Below are 5,431 nucleotides of genomic sequence, written 5' to 3' on the forward strand. Positions count from 1 at the left end.
GCGCGGCGGCGTGCAGGTGCAGCTGTCGGTCGGCGCGGCCGACGAGAGCGGGCACCGCGAGGTGCGGATCCACTCCCGCCCCGAGGACGCCGCCCCCGACGCCCCCTGGACCCAGCACGCGACCGGCACGGTCGGCGGCGGGACGCCGGCGCCCGCGGACCTGACGGCCTGGCCGCCGGCGGGCGCCGAGCCGGTCGCGGTCGACGGCTTCTACGAGCGGGTCGCCGCCGCGGGCTACGAGTACGGGCCCGTCTTCCAGGGGCTGCGCGCCGCGTGGCGCGCGGGCGAGGACGTGTACGCCGACATCGACCTGGCGCAGGCGCAGGCGCAGGAGGCGGGCCGGTTCGGCATCCACCCGGCCCTGCTGGACGCCGCCATCCACCCGATGCTGCTGGACATCGAGCCCGGCCAGGCCGTCCGGCTGCCGTTCTCGTGGGGCGGGGTGGCGCTGCACGCGGTGGGCGCGACCAGCCTGCGGGTGCGGGTGCGCCCGGCGGGTGAGGACACGGTGTCGGTGACGGTGGCGGACGCCACGGGCGCGCCGGTGGCGTCGATCGGTTCGCTGGTGCTGCGGGCGATCTCGGCGGAGCAGCTGCGGGCGGTCAACGACCCGACCCGCGACGCCCTGTTCCGTATCGACTGGACCCCGCTCACGGTCCCCGACACCCCGTCCGGCTCCGACCGGCTCGCGGTGCTCGGCGCGGACGACCTGGAACTGTCCGACGCGCGGTCCTACCCGGGCGTGGCCGACCTCGCCGCGGCGGTGGAGCAGAGCGGGCAGGCGCCGGAGTTCGTGTTCGCGTCCTTCGCGTCCGCGGCGGCGGGTGGCCCGGTGGCGGCGGTGCACGCGGTGACGGCGGAGGCGCTGGGCCTGGTGCAGGGGTGGCTGGGCGAGTCCCGGCTGGGGTCGTCGCGGCTGGTGGTGGTGACGCGGGGCGCGGTGTCCGCTCGTACGGGCGAGGACGTGGCCGACCTGGCGCACGCCGGCCTGTGGGGCCTGGTGCGCACCGCCCAGACCGAGAACCCCGGCCGGCTGCTCCTGCTGGACACCGACGGCGAGGAGAAGTCCCTCGCCGCCATCCCGGCGGCCGTGGCCACCGCGCTCGCGGGCGAGGAACCGCAGCTCGCGATCCGCGAGGGCGAGGTGTACGTGCCCCGGCTGGCGCGGGCGGCCGCCGAGGGCGGCGGCCTGGTGCCGCCGACCGGCGTGCCGGCCTGGCGGCTGGACACCGCGGGCGGCGGAACGCTGGAGAGCCTGACGCTGCTGCCCGTACCGGAGGCGCTGGAGCCGCTGGCCGAGGGCCAGGTGCGGGTGTCGGTGCGCGCCGCGGGCGTCAACTTCCGCGACGTGGTGGTGAGCCTGGGCATGGTGCCCGGCCAGGTCACCCTCGGCAGCGAGGGCGCGGGCGTGGTCACCGAGACCGGCCCGGGCGTGACCGGCCTGGCGGTGGGCGACCGGGTCATGGGCCTGGTGCCGCAGGGCGCGTTCGGGCCGCTGGCCGTGGTCGACCACCGGCTGCTGGCCCGTATCCCCGACGGCTGGACGTACCAGCAGGCCGCGGCCGTGCCCGCGGTGTTCCTCACCGCGTACGTCGGGCTGGCGGACCTCGCCGGTCTGTCGGCGGGCGAGTCGGTGCTGATCCACGCGGCGACGGGCGGTGTGGGTATGGCGGCGGTGCAGCTGGCCCGGCATTGGGGTGCGGAGGTGTTCGCGACGGCCAGTGAGGGCAAGTGGGACACGCTGCGGTCGATGGGCTTCGACGAGGAGCACATCGCGTCGTCGCGGACGCTGGACTTCGAGGAGAAGTTCCTGGCGGTCACCGGCGGGCGTGGTGTGGACGTGGTCCTGGACTCCCTCGCGAAGGAGTTCGTGGACGCGTCGCTGCGGCTGCTGCCGCGCGGCGGCCGGTTCCTGGAGATGGGCAAGACCGACATCCGCGACCCCGAGGCCGTCGCCGCCGCCTACCCGGGCGTCACGTACAACGCCTACGACCTGGCGAAGGTCGACCCTGACCGGGTGGCCGGCATGCTCGCCGAACTGGGCGAGCTGTTCGACAGCGGCGTGCTCCAGCCGCTGCCGGTACGGGACTGGGACGTGCGGCGGGCGCCGGACGCGCTGCGCTACATGAGCCAGGCCAGGCACACCGGAAAGATCGTGCTGACCGTGCCCAAGCCGCTGGACCCGGCGGGCACCGTGCTGGTCACCGGCGGCACCGGCACCCTCGGCGGGCTGCTCGCCCGCCACCTGGTGGCCGAGCACGGCGTACGCAACCTGGTCCTCACCAGCCGCCGCGGCCTGCGCGCCGAGGGCGCCGCCGAACTGGCCTCGGAACTCGCCGCGGCCGGCGCGTCCGTGGACGTGGTCGCCTGCGACGCCGCCGACCGCGACGCGCTGGCGGCCCTGCTCGCCTCGATCCCGGCCGACCGGCCGCTGACCGGCGTGGTCCACGCGGCCGGCGCGCTGGACGACGGGCTCATCGGCTCGCTCACCCCCGAGCGCCTGCCCGGCGTGCTGCGGCCCAAGGCCGACGCGGCCTGGAACCTGCACGAGCTGACCCGCGACGCGGACCTGGCGGCCTTCGTCCTCTACTCGTCTTTCGCGGGCGTCGTGGGCAACCCCGGGCAGGCCAACTACGCGGCCGCCAACACCTTCCTGGACGCGCTGGCCGCCCACCGCCGGGCCCAGGGCCTGCCCGCCGTGTCCCTGACCTGGGGCCACTGGGAGCAGGCCAGCGACCTCACCGGCCAGCTCGACCAGGCCGACCTGGCGCGGCTGGCCCGCTCCGGCATCCTGCCGATGCCCTCCGAGCTGGGCCTGACGCTCTTCGACCAGGGCCGCTGGGTGGACGAGCCGCTGGTGGTCACCTCCCGCCTGGACATCGCCACGTGGGCGGCCAACACCGGCAGCGAGGTCGTCCGGTCCCTGGCCCGCGGCCTGGTCACGGCCCGGCCGGTGCGCCGCGCCCAGGCCGCCCAGGCCACGGCCGCGGGAGACGCGGGCGGCTCCGGGCTCGCGCAGCGGCTGGCCGGCCTGTCGGGCCCCGAGCGGCTGAGCACCCTGGTGGACGTGGTGCGTACGCACGTCGCCACGGTGCTGGGACACGGCTCGGCCGCCGCGGTGGACCCGGAGCGCGCCTTCAAGGAGCTGGGCTTCGACTCGCTGACCGCCGTGGAACTGCGCAACCGGCTCAACGCGGCCACCGGCCTGCGACTGCCCGCCACCCTCATCTTCGACCACCCCACCCCCAACGCCCTCGCCGACCACCTCCTGACCGAACTCGCGCCGCAGGAGGAGACGGCGGCGGGAGCCGAGGCCCTGCTCGCCGAACTGGCCAGGATCGAGTCCGCGTTCGCCGCCGTCGCCGCGGACGACGCCGAGCGGGCCGTGATCTCCCGGCGCCTGGAAGGCCTCATGGCGACGTGGAAAGAGCTGGGCGCGGAAAAGCGTGAAGCCACCGCGGCCGATCGTCTTGAGTCGGCATCCGCTGACGAAGTCTTGGATTTCATCAACAACGAGCTCGGGATTTCCTGAGAAACGTCTCGCAGCCGAAATCCCACTGGTTGTTTGCTCGGAGGAGGACCGCGTCAGATGACGAATGACGAAAAGCTGGTCGACTACCTGAAGCGCGTGGCAGCCGACCTGCACCAGACTCGTCAACGTCTGCGTGAAGTCGAGGAGCGGGAGCACGAGCCGATCGCGATCGTCGGGGTCGCGTGCCGGTTCCCCGGAGGCGTGTCCTCCCCCGAGGACCTGTGGCGCCTCGTGGAGTCCGGCGGCGACGCCATCGCCGACTTCCCGACCGACCGCGGCTGGGACATAGAGGGCATCTACCACCCGGACCCGGGCGCGACCGGCAAGACGTACCTCCTCAAGGGCGGATTCCTTGAGGGCGCGGCCGACTTCGACGCCGAGCTGTTCGGCATCTCGCCGCGCGAGGCCGTGGCCATGGACCCGCAGCAGCGCCTCGTCCTGGAGTCCTCCTGGGAGGTCCTGGAGCGCGCGGGCATCGACCCCACCTCGCTCAAGGGCACCAAGACCGGCGTGTTCATCGGCGCCGCCGGCACCGGCTACCTGTCGACCATGCAGCAGGTGCCCGAGGGCGTCGAGGGCTACACCGGCACCGGCTCCTTCGTCAGCGTCATCTCCGGCCGCGTGTCCTACACCCTCGGCCTGGAGGGCCCGGCCATCACCGTCGACACGGCCTGCTCGTCGTCGCTGGTCGCCCTGCACATGGCCGTGCAGTCGCTGCGCTCCGGCGAGAGCTCGCTCGCCGTCGCCGGCGGCGTCGCCGTCATGCCCACCCCGTGGGTCTTCGTCGACTTCAGCCGGCAGCGCGGTCTGGCCCCCGACGGCCGCTGCAAGGCGTTCGCCTCCGCTGCCGACGGCACCTCCTGGTCCGAGGGCGTCGGCACCCTGCTGCTGGAGCGCCTGTCCGACGCCCGCCGCAACGGGCACCAGGTGCTCGCCGTCGTCCGCGGCTCCGCCCTCAACCAGGACGGCGCCAGCAACGGCCTCACCGCCCCCAACGGCCCGTCCCAGCAGCGCGTCATCCGCGCCGCCCTCACCAACGCCCAGCTGGCCGCCGACGAGGTCGACGCCGTCGAGGCGCACGGCACCGGCACCCCCCTGGGCGACCCCATCGAGGCCCAGGCCCTGCTGTCCACGTACGGCAAGGCCCGGCCCGAGGACCGGCCCCTGTGGCTCGGCTCCATCAAGTCCAACCTGGGCCACACCGCCCACGCGGNTCCACGTACGGCAAGGCCCGGCCCGAGGACCGGCCCCTGTGGCTCGGCTCCATCAAGTCCAACCTGGGCCACACCGCCCACGCGGCCGGCGCCGTCAGCCTGATCAAGATGGTCCTCGCGCTGCGGAACGAGAAGCTGCCGCGCACCCTCCACGTGGACGCCCCCTCCCCGCACATCGACTGGTCGGCGGGCGCGGTCAAGCTGCTCACCGAGCAGGTCGACTGGGCGCGCGGCGCCCGCCCGCGCCGCGCGGGCGTGTCGTCGTTCGGCATCAGCGGCACCAACGCCCACGTCATCCTGGAAGAGGCGCCGCGGCCCGAGGACGCCCCCGACACCCCGGACGCCACGGCGGCGCCCGAGCCCGGTGCGGCGGCCGGTGAGCCGCGCCTGAGCCTGCCCGTCGTGCCGTGGCTCGTCTCCGGCAAGACCCAGGAGGCCCTGCGCGCCCAGGCCGCCCGGCTCGCCGGCTTCCTGGCGGACCGCCCCGACCTGGCCGTGACCGACCTCGGCTACTCCCTGGCGGCCTCCCGCGCGGCCCTCGAACACCGCGGCGTGGTGCTCGCCGCCGACCGCGACAGCGCCCTGGCGGGCCTGACCGCCCTGGCCGAGGGCGCCCCGGCCGGCGCCGCGCTGGCGGGCACGGTGCGCTCGGGCGTGTCCCGGGTCGCGTTCGTCTTCCCCGGCC

The 5,431-nt window shown here is 75.2% G+C and carries 1 protein-coding gene and 1 pseudogene; both read left to right on the plus strand.

Going from position 1 to position 5,431, the window contains the following annotated elements; translation table 11 throughout:
* A partial coding sequence (locus tag RKE29_RS27530) for an SDR family NAD(P)-dependent oxidoreductase (protein ID WP_312008383.1) occupies positions 1-3,532 on the plus strand: 3,532 nt, incomplete at its 5' end.
* A 57-nt stretch (positions 3,533-3,589) separates the two neighbouring features.
* A pseudogene (locus tag RKE29_RS27535) lies at positions 3,590-5,431 on the plus strand (type I polyketide synthase); the annotation flags it as partial.

The organism is Streptomyces sp. B1866 (assembly GCF_031932565.1).
GTDB lineage: Bacteria > Actinomycetota > Actinomycetes > Streptomycetales > Streptomycetaceae > Streptomyces.